This window comes from Pseudomonas sp. RIT-PI-q, from assembly GCF_001297125.1.
GTDB lineage: Bacteria > Pseudomonadota > Gammaproteobacteria > Pseudomonadales > Pseudomonadaceae > Aquipseudomonas.
Map to the genome: position 1 here is coordinate 1 of NZ_LHPC01000031.1, position 21,215 is coordinate 21,215.

Below are 21,215 nucleotides of genomic sequence, written 5' to 3' on the forward strand. Positions count from 1 at the left end.
TAAAACGCGTCATCGTTAACGTCCTTCGCGAGCAAGCTCGCTCCTACAGGCGATAGGTGTGTGAAATGAATAGGCGGACACACACGCTCAACGTAGGAGCTGGCTTGCCAGCGAAGATCTCAATGCACCCCGTTCGTCCTGCTTAAACGCGTCATCGTTAACGTCCTTCGCGAGCAAGCTCGCTCCTACAGGCGATAGGTGTGTGAAATGAATAGGCGGACACACACGCTCAACGTAGGAGCTGGCTTGCCAGCGAAGATCTCAATGCATCCCGTTCATCCTGCTAAAACGCGTCATCGTTAACGTCCTTCGCTCACCCACCAAACAGCCGCGCGTCTATGATCTCAGTTGGTATCCAGATCCACATTCTTGGTCTCACGCAAACAGATCATCCCCACAATCAGGCTGACCCCAGTAATCACCACCGGATACCACAACCCGTAAAAAATGTCCCCGGTATACACCACTAACGCAAACGACACCGTCGGCAAGAACCCACCAAACCAGCCGTTGCCAATGTGGTAGGGCAAGGACATCGAGGTATAGCGGATGCGCGTCGGGAACAGCTCGACCATCAGCGCCGCCAGCGGGCCGTAGCACATGGCGGAAATAATGATCAGCGCAACAATCAGCGCCACGATCATGGGTTTGTTGATCAACTGGGTGTCGGCCTGTGACGGATACCCCGCCAGAGTCACCGCGCCACGCAGCGCCGCTTCGTCATAGCCATCGATCTTCACTTCACCGACGCTCACTTGCACCGCGCTACCGGCCGGAGCGGCTTGGCTGGTGTAGGGCAGGCCCTGTTTCACCAGGAAAGTTTTGACCTTGTCGCAAGGGCTATCAAATTTCGCCTTGCCCACCGGGTCGAACTGAAAGGTGCAGGTGGCCGGGTCGGCCAGCACGGTGATCGGGGCCTGGCGACTGGCCTGGTCGATCGCCGGATTGGCATAGTGGGCCAGGGTCTTGAAGATCGGGAAGTACAGCGCAGTCGCCAGCAGCAGGCCGATCATCAACACCGGTTTGCGCCCGACCTTGTCCGACAGCCAGCCAAAAAAGATGAAGAACGGCGCGCCAATGATCACGCTGACGATCAACAAGCTATTGGCCAGGGCCGGGTCCATTTTCAAGAACTGGGTAAGGAAAAACAGCACATAAAACTGCGCCGCGTAGAAGGTCACCGCTTGCCCTGCGTTGATGCTGAACAGGGCGATCAAGACGACTTTAAGGTTCTCCCACTTGCCGAAGGAGTCGCGCAGTGGCGACTTGCAGAGTTTGCCTTCCTCTTTCATTTTCACGAACGCAGGCGACTCGTGCAGGCTCATGCGAATCCACGTCGAGATGCCCAGCAGAACGATCGAAAACAGAAACGGAATGCGCCAGCCCCACACTTCGAACTGGTCACCGGTGAAGTAGCGGCAACCGAGTACCACCAGCAGCGACAACAGCAAGCCGAGGGTCGCAGTGGACTGAATCCAGCTAGTGTGGAAACCGCGTTTGCCCATCGGCGCGTGTTCCGCGACATACGTCGCCGCACCGCCATATTCACCGCCCAGAGCCAGACCCTGCAGCATACGCAGCACCACAAGGATGATCGGCGCGGCAATGCCGATGCTGGCGTAAGTCGGTAGCAGCCCGACGCAGAAGGTCGCCAGGCCCATCAGGATGATGGTCGCGAGGAAGGTGTATTTGCGCCCGATCATGTCCCCCAACCGACCGAACACCAACGCACCGAACGGTCGCACGATGAAGCCGGCGGCGAAGGCCATCAGGGCGAAGATGAAGGCCGTGGTGTCGTTGACCCCGGCGAAGAATTGTTTACTTATCACCGCCGCGAGGGCGCCATAAAGGAAAAAGTCATACCACTCGAACACCGTCCCGAGCGATGAAGCGAAGATGACTTTGCGGGTGTCGTGGCTGATTTCCGCGACCGGCGCGGCTTGCAGAGGCTGAACATGTTCTGACATATCGGTATCCCTCACAGTGATTGTTTTTGTTGTTCCACTGTCGGCGCCGACCTTGTGGGCTGGCGCCGCTACTACGATGTATCGGGGTGAAAACGTCCTGTAGGAGCTGGCTTGCCAGCGAAGGCGGTGTATCAGGCGACATCAATATTGACTGATCCGCCGCTTTCGCTGGCAAGCCAGCTCCTACAGGGGTGTTCGTGTTCAGGGGTTCGTGACCAGTTCCATGGGTGGGGTGAGGCTCCTTGTCGAGGGGTTAAGAATGAGTTGTGCGGCCTTTTCGGCAATCATCAGCGTAGGCGAACAGGTGTTGCCCGAGGTAATGCGCGGCATGATCGAGGCGTCGGCGATGCGCAGGCCGGGGATCCCGTGGACTTTAAGCTGCGCATCGACCACCGCGTCCGCGTCGTTGCCCATGCGGCAGGTGCCCACCGGATGGAAAATCGTCGTGCCGATCCGCGCCGCGGCTTCCTGCAATTGTGCTTCGCTCTGCAAGCTGTCACCGGGCAGGTACTCGACCGGTTTGAATGCTTGCAGGGCTGGCGCGGCGACGATGCGTCGGGTCAGGCGAATGGCATCGGCCGCAACCCGAAGATCCTCGGGATGGCTCAAATAGTTGGGTTGAATCAACGGTGCTTCCTGCGGATCGGCGGAGCGAATTTCGATACGGCCACGGCTTTGCGGACGCAGATCGCAGACCGACGCGGTGAAAGCCGGGAACGCGTGCAATGGCTCGCCGAAGCGCTCAAGCGACAAGGGTTGCACGTGGTACTCAAGATTCGCCGAGGTCTGCTCCGGCCCCGACCGGGCAAACGCGCCAAGCTGGCTTGGCGCCATGGACAGCGGCCCACTGCGGTCATACAGATAACGCAGGCCCATGCCCATCTTGCCCCACAGGCTGCCGGCAATCTGGTTGAGGGTGCGCGCGTTCTCCAGTTTGTAGATCAACCGCAGTTGCAGGTGATCCTGCAGGTTGCCGCCCACCCCGGGCAGTTCATGCGCAACACCGATCCCCAGGCGTTGCAGCAGCGGGCGAGGGCCGATCCCGGAACGTTGCAGGATGCTCGGCGAACCGACGGAGCCGGCGCACAGCACGATTTCCTGGCGCGCCTTGAAGGTTTTCGCCTGACCCTGCCAACGTGCGCTGACCGCGCAAGCACGCCCGTTTTCCAGCAGCACACGGTCGACTTCGACGTCGGTCAGTACGGTGAGATTGGGCCGATGGCGGATCGGTTTGAGAAACGCCTTGGCCGCGTTCCAGCGAATTCCGGCCTTCTGATTGACCTGGAAGTAGCCGCAGCCTTCGTTATCGCCCTGGTTGAAGTCATCGATGCTGGCGATCCCGCTCTGCGCGGCGGCCTGTTGGAAGGCATCGAGAATCGGCCACGACAAGCGCTGACGCTCAATCCGCCATTCACCGGCAGCGCCGTGAAATTCAGAGTCGCCGGCAAAATGGTTTTCGCTTTTCTTGAACAGCGGCAGCACGTCGTTCCAGCTCCAGCCGGGATTGCCGTCGGCCGCCCAGCCGTCGTAGTCGCCGGCCTGGCCACGCATGTAGATCATGCCGTTGATCGAGGAACAGCCGCCGAGCACCTTGCCTCGTGGATAACTCAGGGCGCGCCCTTGCAGGCCAGGTTGCGCCTCGGTCTTGAAGCACCAGTCGGTGCGCGGGTTGCCGATGCAGAACAGGTAACCCACGGGGATGTGAATCCACGCATAGTTATCGCGACCGCCAGCTTCAAGCAGCAGCACTCGATGTTGTGGGTTAGCCGACAACCGATTGGCCAGCAAACACCCGGCTGGCCCGGCCCCGACCACGATGTAGTCGTATTCATCAAGGGAAGTCTGCATCCCTGACCTCGTATTGTTGTTCTTGTTGTCGGTCATCCTAGTTGTTAGCTTTCGTCAAAAGAATGTTAGTTTTTGCGCAGCCGCTGTGCGTTTTTAGACAGCCTCACCTCAAGGACGATTCATGTTCGACTGGAATGACCTTCGGTTTTTTCTCGAATTGCAGCGTAGCGGGCGTTTGCTGACCGCTGCCCGCCGTTTGAACACCACCCACGCCACGGTGGCGCGGCACATCGAGGCCATCGAAAAGAGCCTCGGCACCGCGCTGTTCGTGCAGCACGCCCAGGGATATGAGCTGACCCCGGCTGGCGAAGCGCTGCTCAAGCACGCTGAAGCGATGGAAAACGTCGCGTTGCTGGCCCAGGAAGAAATCACCCAATCGACGGCGCCGCTGGGCAAGATCCGCGTCGGGGTCACGGAAGGGCTGGGCATCATGTTCCTCGCCAGTCGCATGAACGAGTTGTTCGAACGCTATCCGGGGCTGGAAGTGGAACTGGTGGCGGTGCCGCGTTTCGTCAGCATCCTTAACCGCGAAGCCGAGATCAGCATCCACCTGGAGCGCCCGTCCGCCGACATGCTGGTCACGCGCAAACTCACCGACTATCGCCTGGCGCTGTACGCCAGCCAGGATTACCTGGACCGCTCGCCACCGCTGAGCAGCCGCGAAGACCTCGGCCGCCACGCCTGGATCGGTTACGTCGACGACTTGCTGTTCAGCCAGGAACTGATGTTCCTCAACAGTTTTTGCCGCAACCCGCAGGTGGTCTTCCACAGCACCAGCGTCATCGCCCAGCAACAGGCGGCGCGCTCGGGTTTGGGCATCGCCGTGCTGCCGTGCTACATGGCCAGCGCCGACCCGGGGCTGGTGGCATTGTTGCCGGACGAGAGCATCCAGCGCAGCTACTGGATCAGCACCCGCCGCGAGCTGCACAAATCCGTGCGGCTGCGGGTGTTGTGGGATTACGTGGTGGAGTTGTGTGAGCATGAGCAGGATCTGTTGCTCGGCCCCAATCCCCTGTAGGCGCTGAGCTTGCTCGCGAAGGCGGTGTGTCATCCACACACATACTGGATGTGCCGCCGCCTTCGCGGGCAAGCCCGCTCCCACAGTTATCTGTGTTGATCACAAAATTTGCCTACAGCCATTAGCCCTGTAGGAGCTGAGCTTGCTCGCGAAGGCGTCAGATCTGGCACATCGAATCATCGGTCAACCGAGGATTTCGAATTGCGTACTGGCCAGGCGTTCGCCGTTCACCAGAATGTACACGGCGTGCTTGCCGGCGTAATGCTTGCGTGTGGTCAGTTCCTTGATGTGCTGGCCACGGAAGATGGATTCACTGGCCTTGCCGGCAAGCGTCAACGCCTTGAGCTTGAACACCTTCGCCGAGGTGCTGCCGTTGGCTTTGACGTAATCGATGGCGTAGTCGATCACCAGTCGCTGACTGTCCGGCACCGTCGATTTCACAGTGAACGACAGGGTGATTTTCTCTCCCAGAGCAATCACCGCCGGTTCCACCTGCACATCGATAATCTCGACCTCAGGCTTGCCGCTTGCGCCAATGATCGCCAGCGCTCGCTGATTACCCTGTTTGATCAGGCTGCGCAGGGCATGTTTGGCGATCCACGCGGTGTGCTTGTTCTCCAGTGACCAACCTTCGATCACGTCCAGCACCCACTCGGGATGGTCCTTGGTGATGTCGTTGAGGTGGTTGGCCACGGACTTGCGCACGTAAAGGCTGCTGTCTGCCTTGAGGTTGTCGAGGATCGCAGCCGCCAGGGTCGGGTCGGCCTGGATCTGCTCCAGACGAAACGACCAGGGCAGGCGCGGTCGACTGCCTTCGCTGGCCAGGCGTCGAACGTGGTCATTTTCGTCCAGGGACCAGTCGTGCATGACGGCCAGTGAGCGCTTGAGGTCGCTGCGCAGGAAATAACGAATCGCAAATTCCGCTGAGCCGAAGGTGGTGAAGTATTTCAGCGCCTCCATGGATGGCTCGAAGGCATGGGCGCCGTAGGTCGCGACGTAATGCGGCAACGAGATGCTGACGAAGCCGCTGTTCAGGCGCGGCGCGAGGGCGCGCAGGACGTCGAGCGATTCTTCATAACCCAGCGGCAATACGGCGTGCAGGCATTCGCTGACCCGGGCCATGCGCTGCATGATCGATAGGTCGGCAAGCCCGTCGTTGGCCAGTTTCAGGAAGGTCTTGGCGTTGAACTCTGGGTAAACGGCGCTCATCTCGGTGGCGATGTGCTTGAGGCGCTCGGCGTTGAAGATTTCCTTGAGGGCGGGGGAGGGTTGGTCAGCAGCCATTGTGGGTTCCTTTGAAGTTGTCATTTATCCAGTGCACTGCGTCATCGTTCATCGCGGGCAAGCCCGCTCCCACAATGGTTTCGGGTGACCCCGATTCTGTGAACACCCATTGACCCTGTGGGAGCGGGCTTGCCCGCGAAGAGGCCCTCTAATTCACCTCAATTTTTACCCGCTTCCTCTTCCATCTGATCCGCCTCAAACAACCGCGCCAATTCCGCCCGGGCTTCCTGGGCCGTCTGCAACACCTTCGCCGCATCGTCATAAATCGCATGCTGGGCTTCCAGCACTTGTTCGTCGTGATGCTTGAAGCGCTTGATCCGCGCATCCGCCTGAGCCTGGGTCAGCCCCAACCCGACCAACGTACGCCGGCTCATTTCCAGGCTCGAATAATAGGTTTCCCGAATCGCCTCGGCACCGATGTCAACCAAGCGGTGAACGTGCTGACGGTTACGCGCCCGGGCGATGATTTTCATGTGCGGGTACAGCTTGTGCACCAGCTCGGCGGTCTTGATGTTGGTGTCTGGATCGTCAGTGGCGATCACGAAATACTCTGCCTGCTCGACCTTGGCCGCACTGAGGATTTCCGGGCGCATCGGGTCGCCGTAGAACACCGGCACGCCGCCGAAGCTGCGGGACAGCTCGATGGTTTCGACCGAGGTGTCGAGGGCGACGAACTTGATGTTTTGCGCGCGCAGAATCCGCGCCACGATCTGCCCCATTCGCCCCATGCCGGCGATCACCACGCGCGGCGCGTCGGTATCGATTTCACGGAATTTCTCCGGCACCACCACCGGCTGAACCTTGGGGCTGACCAGTCGTGCGCATAGCAGCAACAACAACGGGGTCACGGCCATCGACAGGGTGATCGTCAGCACCAGCAAGTCATACAGGCGCGGCTCGAACAAGCCTTGGTCGCGGCCGATCTTGAACACCACGAAGGCAAACTCACCGCCAGCGGCCAGCACGATGCCTAGGCGAATCGCGCTGACTTTGCTCAAGCCGCCCGCCACGCGGCCCACAACAAACAACAGCGGCAGCTTGATGGCGATCAGCAGCAGGGTCAGCCCCAGCACCACGATCGGCGCGCTCAGCAGCAGACTCAGGTTCGCGCCCATGCCGACGCTGATGAAAAACAGCCCCAGCAACAGGCCCTTGAACGGTTCGATCTGCGCTTCCAGTTCATGTCGGTATTCGGAGTCCGCCAGCAGCAAACCGGCCAGAAATGCCCCGAGCGCCATGGAGACGCCGACCAGATCCATCAACCACGCGGTGCCGATCACCACCAGCAACGCGGTGGCGGTGGAGACTTCCGGCAAACCGCTCTTGGCCACCACCCGGAACACCGGGCGCAGCAGATAGCGCCCGCCAATCACCACCACCGCGATGCTGCCCAACACACGTAGTCCGTGGTTCACATCCTCGGCGGCCGTGCTGGTGTGATCGCCGCCGGCCAGCAGCGGCACCATGGCGATCAGCGGGATTGCGGCGATGTCCTGGAACAACAGAATCGCGAACGCCAACCGTCCATGAGGGCTGGTCAGTTCCTTGCGCTCGGCCAGGCTCTGCAGGCCAAACGCGGTGGACGACAGGGCAAGACCCAGGCCCAGGACAATCGCGCTATTCAACGATTGCCCAAAGACAAACAACGCCACCACGCCAATCACCGAGCCCGTCAGCAGCACCTGCGCCAGACCGACGCCGAATACTGATCTGCGCATCACCCACAAACGCCGTGGCGACAGCTCCAGGCCGATGATGAACAGCAGCAACACCACCCCCAGTTCGGAAATGTGGCTGACACTTTGCGGATTGCCAACCAACCCAAGCACCGACGGGCCGATGATCACCCCGGCAAACAGATAACCCAGCACTGCCCCCAGTTGCAGGCGTTTGGCCAGGGGGACGGTGAGCACCGCCGCGAGCAGAAACACGACAGCGGCTTGCAACAGGTTGCCTTCATGGGGCATGACAAACTCCAGAACTCGGTACGGCGGGGCGACAAGGATAAAGGGTGATGCGGGATGCGTCAGCCTCGAACATAAAACGGTGTTGACTGATAGACCGCTTTCGCGAGCAAGTCGAAGGCGGCCTGGCTGGCGACAACCATCTCGTTAAACTCCGCATCAATTAGTTACATTCATAGGATAAGCTGATCAATCTGTCCCTTGAGCCCCCACCATGGCCATCAACTTCGACCTCAACGACCTGCAAGCCTTCCGCGCCGTGGTCGAACAGGGCAGCTTTCGCAAGGCTGCCGACGCTGTGCGCATCTCGCAGCCAGCGCTGAGCCGACGCATCGAAAAACTCGAAGACGCCCTTGGCGTCAGGTTGTTCGAACGCACCACGCGCAAAGTCAGCCTGACCCAGGCCGGACGCGGTTTCATGCCCAGCGTCGAGCGGCTGCTGGATGATCTGGACGTGGCATTGCTCGGCATCAGCGAAGTCGCCTCGACCCGGCTCGGTCACGTCACGGTCGCCTGTGTGCCCTCGGCGGCGTACTACTTCATGCCCCGGGTGATCGCGCACTACCACCGCCAGTTTCCGCGGATCAAGGTCAAGGTGCTCGACTCCAGCGCCCATGAAGTGCTGAGTGCGGTGGTCAACGGTGAAGCGGATTTCGGCCTGAGTTTCATGGGCACCCTGGAGGCCGAAGTGGATTTCGAGCCGCTGGTGCAGGAAGGTTATGTGGTGGCCTGTCGGCGCGATCACCCGTTGGCCGGGCGCAGCAGCGTGACGTGGGACGAGTTTTATCAGCAGGATTACATCTCGCTGGACAAGACGTCCGGCAATCGTTTTTTACTCGATCAGGCGCTCACGGGCATCGTGCCGCAACGGCCGAGCATCTGCGAAACCCGGCATGTGACAACAATGATTGGTCTGGTGGAGGCTGGGTTGGGTGTGGCGGCGGTGCCATTGATGGCGATGCCGGCGACGGATCACCCGATTCTGACGCGGGTGCCACTGACCGATCCGCAGGTGATGCGCAGCGTCGGTTTGATCAAGCGCCGGGGTCGTACCTTGACCCCGGCGGCGTTGGAGTTGGAACGCCTGGTGGTGGAAATGAAGGTTGAACAGCCTTCGGTCAGCGGCTGACCGAGTCCAGGCCGGTGGCTTGTACATCGGGCTGTGCCGCGGTGGAGGCGAGGTAGTCCAGCAACGCCCTGGCTTCGGCCGGATGCTGCGCACCCACTGGAATGCCGGCGGCGAAGCGGGTCACCGATTGCACCGACTCCGGGATCTTCGCGACAAAACTCACACCAGGGACCGGCAACAACTCGCTGACCTGCTGGAAGCCCAGTTGATAGTCGCCAGTAGCAACCACTGAACCCACTGGGATTTTCGGCACCATCGTTGACTTGGGTTTGAGTTGGTCTCCGATGCCCAGTCGCTTGTACAGCTGATTCTCGATGTACACGCCGCTGGCGCTGTCGGAATAGGCGACAGACTTCGCGTCGAGCAAGGTCTTTTTCAGGCTGTCGACGGAGCTGATGTCCGGCTTCGGCGCGCCTTCGCGCACGACCAGGCCGATTCGCGAATCGGCCAGTTCGACGCGCGACGCGGGGTCGACTTTACCTTGCTTGATCAGGTCGTCGAGGGCATAGCCGACCATGATCACCACGTCGGCCTTTTCACCGCGGGCCAGCCGATTGGGGATCGCTTCCGGCGCTTTGCCCATGGACGGGCCAAGTGCCGTATCCAGTGTGTTGCCGGTAGACTCGGCGAATTTCGGGCCGAGGACTTTGTAGGCAGCGGTGAAGCCGCCGGAAGTCATCACGCGGATCTCTTCGGCCTGGGCGACGCTGGTCAGACCGAGGCTGGCCACGAGGGCCAGGGCGGCGAAGTTGAATAGCTTTTTCATAGGCAGTTTCTCGAAAAGGACGGGTTCAGGAAATGGCCGGTTGCAGGCGTCCGGAGGCTCGGCGATAGAGGTACAACGTCGCGCACAACGCACAAAGCGCCGCAAAACTCATCCAGTAACCGGGGGCAGCTTTGTCGCCGGTGTACTGGATCAGGAAGGTCGACATCGCCGGGGTGAAACCGCCAAACACCGCCGTCGCCAGGCTGTACGCCAACGAGAACCCGGCGACTCGCACCTCGACCGGCATGATCTCCGTCAGCGCGGCAATCATCGCGCCGTTGTACAAGCCATAAATAAATGACAACCACAGCAGCACCAGCAGCATGTTGATGAAACTCGGCGCGTGCACCAGGTACGTCAGCGCCGGGTATGCGGTGGCGAGGGTCAGCAGGGCCATGGCGATCAACACCGGTCGACGGCCGATGCGGTCCGACAATGCGCCGCCAATCGGCAGCCAGAAGAAGTTCGAAACGCCCACCAGCAAGGTCACCAACAGCGCATCGGCGGTGCTCAAGTGCAGCACGGTTTTGCCGAAGGTCGGCGCGTACACGGTGATCAGGTAAAACGCGGTGGTGGTCAGGGCGACCATCATCATGCCAGCGAACACGATCACCCAGTTCTGCGCCAGGGTGCGGAACACGTCGCCCATGCTCGGGCGGTGTTTGCGGGCAGCGAACTCCTCGGTTTCCTCCAGGTTACGGCGCAGGAAGAAAATGAACGGTACGATCATGCAGCCAACGAAAAACGGAATCCGCCAGCCCCAATCGGCAATCATCGCTGGCGCCATCCATTGGTTCAGGCCATAGCCCAGCGCCGCCGCGACGATGATCGCCACCTGCTGACTGGCCGACTGCCAACTGGTGAAAAACCCTTTGTTGCCGGGCGTGGCGATCTCCGAGAGATACACCGAGACACCGCCCATTTCCGCGCCGGCGGAGAAGCCCTGCAGCAGTCGGCCAATCAACACGATGGCCGGGGCAAACAGGCCGATGGTGTCGTAACCGGGCACCAGCACAATCAGTATCGTGCCGCTGGCCATGATCGACAGGGTGACGATCAGCCCTTTGCGTCGACCCACATCATCGATGTACGCACCTAGCACCACCGCGCCCAATGGACGCATCAGGAAGCCTGCGCCGAACACTGCAAAGGTCATCATCAGGGAGGCGAATTCGCTGCTGGCCGGGAAGAACACGGCAGCGATCTGCGTGGCGTAAAAGCCGAAAAGGAAGAAGTCGAACTGTTCGAGGAAGTTGCCCGAGGTAACCCGGAAAATCGCACTGGCGCGAGAGCGCCCGGAATGGATTGATGTTGTCATTGACCTGTACTCCACCGCTTTTATGACGTGCGCTGCCTGGACGCGGCGCACGGTTCTTATTGAGGCGAATGGTGGAGCAGGGCGATCGATATGATAAGTGCATTGTTGGCATGCATTAATGCGTGAAGCGGATCAATTGGGTCAGCTGTGGGAGCGTCCGGTTTGGCAACCTAAATGTCAGAGAAACGCCTCGATATGGGCCATCCCCCTGGCCACAGACTCATCCTTCTCGCCGACCGGCGCGAAATAGTGCAGCACTTCCCGCGCCGTCTCGGTGCCCTTGAGCCGGGCCAGCAACCACGCAGACAGGTACTGCGCCGACAAGCAACCTCCGGCGGTGGCAACATTGCCGTTGGCATAGAACGCCTGATTGACGACATTGACACCCGCCGCCTGCACCCAGGGTTTGCTGGTGGTGTCGGTGCAGGCTGGCGCGTCGCCGAGCAGTCCGAGTGTGGCCAGCAGGAAGGTTCCGGAACATTGCGCCGCCAGTAATTGGCGGGCCGGATCGAAACGCAGTTGCTCCATGATCGCGGCATCATTGGCCACTTCACCGGTCTTCATGCCGCTGCCCGCCAGCACCGCATCAGCCTGACAGGCCTCGGCGAGATCGATGTGCGCATCGATGGTCAAACCGTTCATGGACGTGACCCTGGACGTCGGCGAAGCGATGCTCACGCGCCAATCCTTGTCGCCGAGCAGGGAAATCCGGCTGAGCATGCCGTAGGCGATCAGAGAGTCCAGTTCGTTGAAACCGTCGAAGGTCAAAATGGCGATGTGCATGGCGAATCCCGATTGTTTTTTTCAGCCTACGCCGGCACTGCGTGAAGCTGCCCGTACAGTCCGCTACAGAATCGTCGCAACAGTCGCCGCCGAGGGGGCTATTCGCTGTGGGCGCGCGCCGGGCTTTCAGTGCCCAACCGATACTGATTATTCCCGCTGCGCTTGGCTTCATACATCGCCAGGTCGGCAATGTGAATCAACCGGTCCATGCTCGGCGCGTGGTCCGGGAATACCGCCACACCGAGGCTGCTGCCGATGTGGCGCTGGTCGTTGCCGATGCTGATGGGCGGCGAGAGTTCGACGAAGATTTTCTGGCAGATGCTGCGAGCCTCATCCTGCAGGCTGATGCCTTGGGCCAGGCCCTGCAGGATGACCACAAATTCGTCGCCGCCGATCCGCGCGACGGTGTCGGTTGAGCGCAGGATTCTTTTCAGCCGGGTGGCGGTGGTGATCAGCACCCGGTCGCCGGCGGCATGCCCGTAGACATCGTTGATCGCCTTGAAACCATTCAGATCGACGAACACCAATGCCACTCTCGTAGCGCTGATGCGCGCCTGTTCCAGCGCCTCGGACAGACGCTCTTCGAGCACCAGGCGATTGGGCAGACCGGTCAGTGGGTCGAAGTGGGCCAGGTGTTGCAGGTAGCTGGCGGAGGCTTTTTCCTCCGTGATATCGCGCACCACGCCCATCATCTTGATGGTTGCATCGTGGTCGTTCTTGACCACATTGCCGGTTTCCCGCAACCAGCGAATAGTGCCGTCGGGCCAGACGACCCGGTATTCCTCGTCATGATTTTCGCCGGTTTCCAGGCAACGCAGCTCACCGGCCCGGACCTTGGCCCGGTCGTCCGGGTGCACGCAGGCGCAAAACAATGCGTAGGAGGGCGTTACTTCACCGATCTTGAAACCGAACATGCCGTAGATCGCGTCCGACCAGTAGAGCTTGTCGGTGTCGACATCCCAATCCCAGGTGCCGATGCGAGCGAAGTATTGGCTGCGTTTGAAGCGCTCGGCATCGCCGTCCTGATGAATATTCTGCCCATCGGTCAGGCTGGCGATCAGCACGCGAGATTCGGCCAACTGCTTGCGCAACGAGCGCACGCGACAGATCAACGCGACGATCAGGGCAAGCATCACCGAACCGATGGCGGCGCTGGTCCAGGCCAGATTCATTCAGGGATTGCCATCATGGCGCATCAGCCGTACAGAAAAGATGCGCTAATGTTAGTTCACGTGGCCTGAAAACAGCAGGCTCATAACACCTCGCCTTTGTCCCACAGCAGCACCAATTCACCCGGTGCCCGATCCTCAGGCACTTTCATCACCATCCGATCGTCCTGTTCGCCGCTGCGAAAGTGCACCTCAATTTCAAAGAAACGCTGATCACCGCGACCCGAGGCGGAGTCTGCGAGCGGCAGGCAACCTTCCAGCAATGAACAGATGCGCGTGCGCTGATCGAGGTCGCATTGCGCGAATTCGATTCGACGAGGACGGGTCAACGCGTGGATCGCCGCCACACCGCCCTGGCGGGAAAGACGTACCACGGCATCATCACCCAGCATTGGCAAAGTTTTCATGGTTTCTCCTGAGTGACATCGACCCCCACTTCGGACCAGGCATGCTGCACCGCCTTGGCCTCATCGGGGCCAAAAAGTTGCCGGGCATGCACGATGGTCAGATCGGCGAATGCACTGAATGTCGCTTCGCTGCTCAGGCGCCTGTCGCACAGCGTGTCGTACCAGATGCGGCCGGCTTTCTCCCAGGCAAACCCGCCTAGTGCCTTGGCCGCGAGATAGAACGCGCGGTTGGGTATGCCGGAATTGATGTGGACACCGCCGTTGTCTTCCTGCGTGACGACGAATTTGCGCATGTGCTCCGGTTGTGGATCCTTGCCCAGCAGCGGGTCGTCATACGCCGTGCCGGGATGGGCCATCGAGCGTAGTCCGATGCCTTTGATCCGTGGCGTCAGCAGGTCGGCACCGATCAGCCAGTCCGCCTCTTTGGCTGTCTGGCCCAGTACGTGTTGCTTGATCAGCACCCCGAATACATCCGATATCGATTCATTCAAGGCTCCGGACTGGCCGGCGTACACCAGGCCCGCTTCGCTTTCGATCACGCCGTGGGTCAGCTCGTGTCCGATTACATCCAGTGAGCGGGTGAAACGCTCGAAAATTTCGCCATCGCCGTCACCGAAGACCATCTGTGCACCGTTCCAGAACGCATTTTCATAGTCCTGGCCGTAATGCACACTGCCGATCAGGGCAAAACCTTTATTGTCGATCGAGTCGCGGCCCAGCACCTTCCAGAAAAACTCATGGCTGGCGCCCAACGCATCATAGGCCTCGTCGACCGCTGCATCGCCCGTCGGCGGTTGGCTTTCAAGGCGCGCCGGCATTCCCGGCAGGAGCATTTTTCCCTGCGCATCATAGAGGCTGCGCTGTACCAGACCGGGTTGAGTGGAGGGCGGCAGGATCGTCGCCGCCGCGGAACGTACCGGTGGAGTCGGCGAATGACGAAGGGCGCGCACGTGGGTCAACGTGATCAGTGCGCTGGAGCGCTGCCGCTCGGAGCCGTGGGCAATAATGCGGTTGAGGATGTAGGGCGGAATGAAACTGCGCAGTGATCGTGAGTCGGTCATCAGAGCGTCCTTTCCTGAGTACGAAATCGATACTCATGTGAGCAGGCGGGCGACGTTTCGGTTCCATGGATTGCCATCAGCGCCGGATTCTGCGAAAACCACCGTCCGCGCCCTCATGAACGGGCGACAGTGAACGAGTAAGAAGTATGAACGACGAATTGCAAATCATTGACCTTGAACCAGGCGATGGCAAAGCCGCCGTCAAAGGCGCGCTGATCACCACTCAATACCGTGGCTGGCTGGAAGACGGCACCGAATTCGATTCTTCCTACAGCCGAGGGAAGCCTTTCCAGTGTGTGATCGGCACCGGTCGCGTGATCAAGGGCTGGGATCAGGGAATCATGGGCATGCAGGTCGGCGGCAAGCGCAAACTGCTGGTGCCCGCACATTTGGCATACGGCGAGCGTTCGATGGGGGCGATTACCCCCCATTCGAATCTGATTTTCGAGATTGAATTGCTGGAAGTGCTGACGCGGGATGATTGAGCCGTTGTGGTGAGGGGCAAGCTCCCTCACCACAAATCCCAGTATTCGAACGCTCGGCGGGTCAGGTGAATGCGTCAATATCGTCAAGCGTGTCCGCAACAATGCCTTCCAGCGAAGGAAATTTGTTCTTCACAGTTGCGAGTGCTGGAAGGACCCTGTATCTATCCAGTCGACTATGCCTGCGAGCTATGTGACCCAGCGCCGTGACGGCGGACGCTGCAACTGATTCAGTCTCACTTGCGAGGTAGTTGAGGCACGTGTTCTGAGCCCAGGTTCTATCGTCTTCATTCAGCCCGATAGAAACCAATGCCGCAATAACGTTCGTATCCACGCCGCTGGCCAGAAACTTCGTCGCTTCATCGTGGCTCATTGATGGATTTTGGTAGAGAAAGCTCACTTTTTACTCCTGGAATATTGCCCTTTCTTATGGGCATGCAGGCAGGCGGCAAGTGCAGGTCGCTGGTGACGGCGCATCTGGTGTGTGAAGGAGCGTTGTGGCCCGTTGTTTGCCTAGAGTTCCTGACTTCGCACTCGCCTACTCGCGCACACCTATGAAGAGGTCCAGTTCAGTCGGTAACCGCTCATTGAGAGCTATGGCGATTTGTTGGACTTGCTCGTCGGTTAGCAGCCATTCCCCATCCGCACTTTCATCGAGACTTTTCCAGCCAAGACAACCCATTACCAAGGCCTCAAACTGAGGTCGAACCGTAAGTTCGTATTTTAAGGAGTCATCCTCGACATCACCTTTTAAGAAACCGCTAATCCATAAAAACATAAATAGCCTCTTAATTTATTTTGGGGTGGTTCTACCAGGTTTTGCGGGGTCTATCTGTTCACCTGTTTCGTGGTTGAACTCGCCAATATGCTTACCTTGTTTATCGTAGATCTCTATTGCGCCCGTCTTGCTGTCCCATTCGTATATCCGCCCCTTCCGGTCTTTCCACCGGCTGCGCTTACTCCCTCCGCCCTGAACACTGCTTTTTGATTTAACAGGAAGGGCATCAGGAAATGCAGGTAATGCCAGCGGTGGTCGGTGGTACTTTATATCACCGCTGCCAGCAGTTCTTGAAACCACAACATACAGCGGCTGCACACCAGAATCAGCCGGGAAAACAAGGATGAAGTCCTTGTACTCAGGCGGGTAAATCGGATCGACGATGATGTTATCTGCCTGCTCGGTAGGCGGATAAATCCAGATGTGAGGGACTTGTGGGGCAGCTTCCAGCGCCGGGATTCCGAAAGTGTTAGATAGGGCATCGGCTGGGGTCCATATCAGCGTTCTCCCGTTGCCGAAATCAGCCACTTGCCGAGTGCCTTGAGCGACGAACTGCACCACAGGAATCATTTCCCAATCGCTGCGCTTCTGGGTGTTGTATCCGTATCCTTTCAAGGTGCCATCGGCCTGTTGTTCGATATGCAGTCGGACACGTGTGCGGCCTTCCTTGAGTGATTTGAGCTGTTCTTCTGTGTACAGAGAACTGTCTCCCAGACTCGACGGCCAGAGCAGTGCAAGTATTCCCACTAATATGCCAACAGCGACACCTCCCGCTACGACGCCGGCACCGCCAGCGGCAGTTGTCCCGGTGCCAGAAACACCGACCCCGCCTAAAACAAGCGTTCCCAAGGCTGCCGGTAGCGCACTACCACTGATTTTCTTGAGAGGGATGTTTCCCGCGGCGTCCCTTTCTCGGCCGCCTAGCAGAGAGAATTTTCCGTAATCGGCCAGTTTCTCGACGGGGACAAACCCGGTCGGGTTGACGTGATTGATTACGCCGTCGGGAAGGTTGCAACTTTTGGCGAACACGCAACCTTTGGGGGGCGGAGGGTCCTGTTGTTGAGGTCGCTTTATGGAACGGTCTTCATATGCCTGTTGCCGGGCCAACATGTCGTCAAAATTCTTTTGCCTGGCATCGCGCTCTGCCAGTTCGGTGGCGTTCATGTAGCGGCTGGTGATGTGATGCCCGTCGCCTGACGGTGGGTTTTGAACCCGAGGGATGTCTGTGTTACGAGGCATGAGCGTCCTTGTTTCATCTTCTGAAAGCGATGAGGACGCTATATCAACGGGCATTTGATAGATGTAGGACGGGTCTGAAACTCTGGCCGTTGTTACAAATGGAGTTCCTCGTTTTAGCTCAGCTTGTCGTCATCCGCTGAGCTGAAACGGGAAAACCCGGATTAACGCTTAGCCCTGAAACGTTTCCCGATAGGCATACAACCCCGGTGTGCCGCCGGTCATCACGAACAGCACGTTGTCCCCGGCGCGGAAATGTCCTTGCCGGAGGTCGGCCAGCAGGCCGGCGAAGGCTTTGCCGGAGTACACCGGGTCGATCAACAGGCCTTCGGCGCGAGCCATCAGGTGTACGGCGTCCTGCATGGCTGGTGTCGGCAGACCGTAACCGTTGCCCAATTGGCTGCCGTCGATGCTGATCTCGTCGGCCTGCACGATGGCGTTGCTGCCCAGTAACGCCAAGGTGTCCTGGGTCAATGTCAGGGTTCTGGTCGCTGACGTGGCTTGATCGGATAAAACCGAGTACGACTTGACGATCGATGTGCCTCGGCCCAGTAACTGGAAGCCAGCCGCGAGCCCGGCGTGGGTGCCGGCGCTACCGTTGGGCACAATGACTTGTTTGAAGGTGAGACCGAGTGCCGTTTCCTGCTGCGCGATCTCTGCTGCACAGCGCGCGTAACCGAGACTGCCCAGTGGCGTTGAGCCGCCCGTAGGAAGCACCATCACCTTGCGCCCCGATTCCCGAAGTTGCGCAGCCCGTGTCTCGGCTTTGGCGAGAGAGTCGGAGCCCCCGGCGAGCACGCTGATGTCTGCGCCGAACAACTGGTCGAGCAGCACGTTGCCATTGAGCTCGTAATCCACTTCGGTTTTGGGTACTGAGCGGGTCAGGATTAATTCGCAGGCGAGGCCCAGGCGCGCGCAGACAGCGGCGGTCAGGCGTGCATGATTGGACTGTAGGCCACCGATGGTAATGACCGTGTCGACCCCGGCCGCCAGCGCCGCACCGATATGGAATTCGAGCTTGCGCAGTTTGTTGCCGCCACCGCCAATCAGCATGTAATCGTCGCGCTTGAGAAACAGGCCGATGCCCTGCTTATCGAGGCCCAGCAGCCGTTCGAGGCGTTCGCCGCGTTGAATGGGTGTGGGGCCTTGCAGCAAGTCTGCGCGGGCAAAAGCGTTCAGTGCCGTGTCCAGTTGGGTTTGCATCAGTGGCGCCTCGGGGTCTTTTATTAGGGTGACTTTAGGGAGAAAGGCACTTTGGATATAGGCATTGCCGGTCATTTCAGTTGTTACTTGAGGTAATTAATACGATAGAGCTGGAAGATCAAAAGATCGCAGCCTTCGGCAGCTTCTACAGGTTTTGTGTGCGCCGAGCGCTTTGTAGGAGCTGCCGAAGGCGGCGATCTTTTGATCTATAACGCGGTCGATCAGGCTTAAGACAGATCAGCGAACAACGGAATCCGCCCATTCAGCGAAGGCCGGTAGCGCCAGGTCAATCGATCCAGCGCAGGTTTCATCTGCATAATCTGCATCACCGTAGCGCTGGCGATGCTCATGGCCAACACCTGCCCCGGACATTGATGCCGCCCCGCGCCAAACGTGAAACTGCGACGCTGCGGACGATCGAGCAGGTAGGCATCGGGATGGTCATTAAGCTGCGAGTCGCGATTGGCCGAGGCCAGCAGCACCAGAATCACATCGCCGGGGTTCAGGCTCACGCCGTCGATTTCGCAAGACGCGGCGACGAATCGCCGGGTGTTCTGCACCGATGGATCGAAGCGCTGGACCTCAGCCAACAGTTCATCGACACGAATCGGGCCGTTCGACAACGACGGGTTTCGTATCAGCGCTACCAACGCATTGCCGATCAGCCCGGCGGTGGCCTCATACGTCTGGGAGAACAGGCCGAGGAGGTTGGCGATCAACGCGTCGGGGTCGGTTGGTGTCGCCGCAAAGCGCTGGCGAATACCGCCGAGCAGGGCGCTTTGAGGGGCTGGGTCGTCCAGCAGCTCAATGAAATAACCACTCAACTGTTCCGCCGCCGCATGGGCAGCGTCCAGTTGTGCCTGATCGCTCAGCGGCGACAGGCACGCGACGAAATCTGCCGTCAGCTCGCTGATGACCCGACCCTGAGCCGGCGTGAACCCCAGCAACGCCGCCACCACGCACACCGGGCCACGGAACATCGCCTTGTACAGGCCGTCGGCGTCCGGGCTGAGCAACCGCGAGCGGACCAGCGCGTTGACTTCTTCGACATCAATCAACGCCAACCCCGGCTGAATCGCCGACCTCGGGCAACGCTGGCGCTCGCCTTCATTCATCCGCATCAATTGCCCGAAGACCTTACCGGCCATGCCGCCCGCAATCGCCTTGGGCACTGGCTCGTGGGCCGGTCGAACATGACAATCGGGATGCGCCAGCACGGCTGCCACGGCGCGGGCGCTAGTGGCCGCCCACAGTTTCAGCCCGTGGTGAAAAACCAGCCCGCCCTCGGCGCGCAATTGTGCGTAATAGGGATAAGGATCGGCATGAGTCGCAGCGATGATCGGGTCCATGGGTCGCAGCCTTGTTCGTGGTGGGGAAAGTGTTGCTACTATCTCCAGTCCAAAAGGGCCTTGATTCGTCCGGGAGCGAAGTATGAACGCAGAACAGCACGACATTGGCGTCTCTCAAGTCGCGGCGGCCATTGCGGAACCGGCCCGGACCAAAATCCTCTGTTCGCTGATGGACGGCCACGCCCGCACCAGCACCGAGCTGGCGGCGATTGCCGAGGTCAGCGCGTCCACCGCCAGCGCACACCTAAGCAAACTCAAGGAGTCGGCATTGGTGCGTTTACACGTCCAGGGCCGCCATCGCTATTACAGCCTCGCGGACAAACGGGTGGCCCAGGCATTGGAAGCGCTGATGGTCGTCGGCCAGAACGCCGCACCGATCTTCAACCCGCGCACCCCGGATCGTCTGCAATTCGCCCGCACGTGCTACGACCATATGGCCGGCACCTTGGCGGTGTTGCTGCATGACCGGATGCTGGAAAAAGGCTGGCTGCTGGAAACCGATGAACAGGTTTATCAGCTGAGCGACAGCGGCGAAGCGTTGTTTGAAGGGTTGGGGATCGAGGTCAAAGACCTGAATACGTTGCGCCGCCGCTTTGCCTGCCCGTGCCTGGACTGGAGCATGCGCCGCCCGCATCTGGGCGGCTCGTTGGGGGCGGCGTTGCTGCAAACGGCGATCAAGCGCAAATGGCTGACTCAGGATCTGGACAGTCGCGCGTTGACGTTGACGGCAACAGGCCGAAAGGAACTCAGTAGCCGGTTCGCCGTTGAACTGCCGGTTCAACTCACGACCGCCAAACCCACGTCCACTGGTGCCCGGATCACCAGTCCCGCACCTTAACGACTGGCCGAGGCCATCAGCACGCCAAAACCGGCGAAGGTCACGCCCGAGACTTTCGCCGCCACCCAGGAACCCTTCGGGCTCGACAACCAGCCTTTGGCCGCATTGGCGAGCAACGCGTAGCTGCCATGCACCAGCACCACGAGTACGGCGTAGGAGGCGACCAGCTTGAAAAACTGGCCGTAGAAGTGTGCCGAGGTGTCGATGAATTGCGGGAACACCGCCAGGAAGAAGAACACTGCCTTGGGGTTCAAAAACTGGATCGAAGCGGCTTCAAGGAAGCGATAGCCTGGGCTTGAGGGGCGTGTTTCAAGCAGCTTACTGAAACGATCCGAGCGCCAGCTTTTGAAGCCCAGGTACAACAAATAGGCGGCCCCTGCGTATTTCAACGCGGTAAAGGCGTTGGCCGAAGTGCTGAGGATCAGGCCAACACTGGTGGCGCTGATGGCGGCGACGATAAATGCCCCCGACGCGATCCCCAGAATGCCCGGCACCGCCCCGGTCCAGCCGTGGCGCGCCGCGTTGGACAGGGTCAGGAGCACGCCAGGCCCCGGGCTCAAAATGGTCAGGGTGGCAAACAGTAGAAAGAGTCCATAGTTGTTCATGTCTTGCTCC

The 21,215-nt window shown here is 59.7% G+C and carries 20 protein-coding genes; 4 read left to right on the forward strand and 16 right to left on the reverse strand.

The window, feature by feature from the left end:
• Window positions 1-344: 344 nt before the first annotated feature.
• Window positions 345-1,967 (reverse strand): MFS transporter, encoded by a 1,623-nt coding sequence (locus tag AEQ67_RS16670; protein ID WP_059404932.1) that lies wholly within the window; start codon window positions 1,965-1,967, stop codon window positions 345-347.
• 201 nt (window positions 1,968-2,168) lie between these two features.
• Window positions 2,169-3,815, reverse strand: coding sequence for a GMC family oxidoreductase (locus AEQ67_RS16675; RefSeq protein ID WP_059404933.1), 1,647 nt, complete (start codon window positions 3,813-3,815; stop codon window positions 2,169-2,171).
• Between the two features lie 121 nt (window positions 3,816-3,936).
• On the opposite strand from AEQ67_RS16675, the gene AEQ67_RS16680 reads away from it, so the two are divergent.
• Complete coding sequence (locus tag AEQ67_RS16680) at window positions 3,937-4,833, forward strand: LysR family transcriptional regulator (protein ID WP_059404934.1); 897 nt, start codon at window positions 3,937-3,939, stop codon at window positions 4,831-4,833.
• Window positions 4,834-5,016: 183 nt separating this feature from the next.
• On the opposite strand, the gene AEQ67_RS16685 is transcribed toward AEQ67_RS16680, so the two are convergent.
• Window positions 5,017-6,117 carry a DNA alkylation repair protein gene (locus AEQ67_RS16685; RefSeq protein ID WP_059404935.1) on the reverse strand — a complete coding sequence of 367 codons (1,101 nt, stop codon included), beginning with the start codon at window positions 6,115-6,117 and terminating at the stop codon, window positions 5,017-5,019.
• Window positions 6,118-6,275: 158 nt separating this feature from the next.
• Entirely contained in the window at window positions 6,276-8,084 is a 1,809-nt protein-coding gene (locus AEQ67_RS16690; RefSeq protein ID WP_059404936.1) for a monovalent cation:proton antiporter-2 (CPA2) family protein, read from the reverse strand.
• A 211-nt stretch (window positions 8,085-8,295) separates the two neighbouring features.
• Between AEQ67_RS16690 and AEQ67_RS16695 the strand changes: the two genes are divergently transcribed.
• Window positions 8,296-9,210, forward strand: coding sequence for a LysR family transcriptional regulator (locus AEQ67_RS16695; RefSeq protein ID WP_059404937.1), 915 nt, complete (start codon window positions 8,296-8,298; stop codon window positions 9,208-9,210).
• Here the strand turns inward: AEQ67_RS16695 and AEQ67_RS16700 are convergent.
• From AEQ67_RS16700 to AEQ67_RS16725, 6 genes are all read right to left on the reverse strand, one after another.
• Window positions 9,200-9,976 (reverse strand): substrate-binding domain-containing protein, encoded by a 777-nt coding sequence (locus AEQ67_RS16700; protein ID WP_059404938.1) that lies wholly within the window; start codon window positions 9,974-9,976, stop codon window positions 9,200-9,202. The genes AEQ67_RS16695 and AEQ67_RS16700 overlap by 11 nt on opposite strands.
• 25 nt (window positions 9,977-10,001) lie before the next feature.
• Window positions 10,002-11,294 carry an MFS transporter gene (locus AEQ67_RS16705; protein ID WP_059404939.1) on the reverse strand — a complete coding sequence of 431 codons (1,293 nt, stop codon included), beginning with the start codon at window positions 11,292-11,294 and terminating at the stop codon, window positions 10,002-10,004.
• A 177-nt stretch (window positions 11,295-11,471) separates the two neighbouring features.
• Complete coding sequence (locus tag AEQ67_RS16710) at window positions 11,472-12,077, reverse strand: DJ-1/PfpI family protein (protein WP_059404940.1); 606 nt, start codon at window positions 12,075-12,077, stop codon at window positions 11,472-11,474.
• A gap of 98 nt (window positions 12,078-12,175) precedes the next feature.
• Window positions 12,176-13,249, reverse strand: a complete 1,074-nt coding sequence (locus AEQ67_RS16715; protein WP_059404941.1) for a sensor domain-containing diguanylate cyclase — start codon at window positions 13,247-13,249, stop codon at window positions 12,176-12,178.
• Window positions 13,250-13,329: 80 nt separating this feature from the next.
• The gene (locus AEQ67_RS16720; protein WP_059404942.1) at window positions 13,330-13,653 is read right to left on the reverse strand and encodes a protealysin inhibitor emfourin; all 324 of its coding nucleotides are present in this window, start codon (window positions 13,651-13,653) and stop codon (window positions 13,330-13,332) included.
• Entirely contained in the window at window positions 13,650-14,714 is a 1,065-nt protein-coding gene (locus AEQ67_RS16725; RefSeq protein ID WP_059404943.1) for a M4 family metallopeptidase, read from the reverse strand. Before AEQ67_RS16725 ends, AEQ67_RS16720 begins: the two co-directional genes overlap by 4 nt.
• Before the next feature lie 146 nt (window positions 14,715-14,860).
• Between AEQ67_RS16725 and AEQ67_RS16730 the strand changes: the two genes are divergently transcribed.
• A complete protein-coding gene (locus AEQ67_RS16730) occupies window positions 14,861-15,199 on the forward strand; it encodes an FKBP-type peptidyl-prolyl cis-trans isomerase (protein WP_059404944.1) in 339 nt (112 codons plus the stop codon).
• Between the two features lie 61 nt (window positions 15,200-15,260).
• Here the strand turns inward: AEQ67_RS16730 and AEQ67_RS16735 are convergent, their stop codons facing one another.
• The 5 genes from AEQ67_RS16735 to AEQ67_RS16755 form a co-directional block, all read right to left on the reverse strand.
• The gene (locus tag AEQ67_RS16735; protein ID WP_059404945.1) at window positions 15,261-15,596 is read right to left on the reverse strand and encodes a hypothetical protein; all 336 of its coding nucleotides are present in this window, start codon (window positions 15,594-15,596) and stop codon (window positions 15,261-15,263) included.
• Window positions 15,597-15,734: 138 nt separating this feature from the next.
• A complete protein-coding gene (locus tag AEQ67_RS16740) occupies window positions 15,735-15,974 on the reverse strand; it encodes a pyocin S6 family toxin immunity protein (RefSeq protein WP_059404946.1) in 240 nt (79 codons plus the stop codon).
• A gap of 15 nt (window positions 15,975-15,989) precedes the next feature.
• Entirely contained in the window at window positions 15,990-17,213 is a 1,224-nt protein-coding gene (locus tag AEQ67_RS16745; protein WP_059404947.1) for an S-type pyocin domain-containing protein, read from the reverse strand.
• Between the two features lie 168 nt (window positions 17,214-17,381).
• Window positions 17,382-18,413, reverse strand: coding sequence for a D-cysteine desulfhydrase family protein (locus AEQ67_RS16750; protein ID WP_059404948.1), 1,032 nt, complete (start codon window positions 18,411-18,413; stop codon window positions 17,382-17,384).
• 227 nt (window positions 18,414-18,640) lie between these two features.
• Entirely contained in the window at window positions 18,641-19,762 is a 1,122-nt protein-coding gene (locus AEQ67_RS16755) for a cytochrome P450 (protein WP_059404949.1), read from the reverse strand.
• 82 nt (window positions 19,763-19,844) lie between these two features.
• Here AEQ67_RS16755 and AEQ67_RS16760 point away from each other — a divergent pair, with 82 nt between their 5' ends.
• Window positions 19,845-20,600: an ArsR/SmtB family transcription factor gene (locus AEQ67_RS16760; protein ID WP_059404950.1), complete on the forward strand. Its 756-nt coding sequence runs from the start codon at window positions 19,845-19,847 to the stop codon at window positions 20,598-20,600.
• Here the strand turns inward: AEQ67_RS16760 and AEQ67_RS16765 are convergent.
• Window positions 20,597-21,205, reverse strand: coding sequence for a LysE family translocator (locus AEQ67_RS16765; RefSeq protein WP_059404951.1), 609 nt, complete (start codon window positions 21,203-21,205; stop codon window positions 20,597-20,599). The genes AEQ67_RS16760 and AEQ67_RS16765 overlap by 4 nt on opposite strands.
• Window positions 21,206-21,215 lie beyond the last annotated feature (10 nt).